The following is a 384-nucleotide window of genomic DNA, read 5'->3' on the forward strand; positions in this document are numbered from 1 at the left end:
TTAAGTGAACGGCATTAGCCACTTAGGCTGCTTTTTTAGTTTCAGACTTAAAATATATTGGGGTTAGACTTGCTCAAAGTAAGCCAAAAACTCACCGCAATCTTTTTGGAATGGTGGCAATATTTCTGCTAGTGTTTCATCATCCCAATGCCACCATTCAAAGCTTTCTAATCGCTCGGCATAGCTAGGAGCATCAAACCGAGGACGCAGTTGCCAAACGCAATCGAGTATGGCGGTACGCCTTAAGCAGCGGTTGCCAACGAAAACAATCAACATAAATGAGTTAATCATTCCATTGTATCAAAGTACTTCACCAGCCTAAAACTGCAGTACTTCAGTTTCATTCGGGACCATTTTAAAAGGAAGTTATACCAATTAAAGTAA

Annotated in this window: 1 protein-coding gene; it reads right to left on the reverse strand. The window is 40.4% G+C overall.

Annotation, left to right across the window (positions count from 1 at the left end):
* Nucleotides 1–63 precede the first annotated feature (63 nt).
* Nucleotides 64–291 (reverse strand): phosphonate metabolism protein, encoded by a 228-nt coding sequence (locus AB4384_RS23095; RefSeq protein WP_371973534.1) that lies wholly within the window; start codon nt 289–291, stop codon nt 64–66.
* Nucleotides 292–384: the final 93 nt, after the last annotated feature.

This window comes from Vibrio sp. 10N.261.51.A4 (genome assembly GCF_041471945.1).
GTDB classification, from domain to species: Bacteria; Pseudomonadota; Gammaproteobacteria; order Enterobacterales; family Vibrionaceae; genus Vibrio; species Vibrio crassostreae_C.

Excerpts from the sequence above, each read along its gene's own strand:
- AB4384_RS23095 (WP_371973534.1), bottom strand. The coding sequence starts at position 291 with ATGATTAACTCATTTATGTTGATTGTTTTCGTTGGCAACCGCTGCTTA.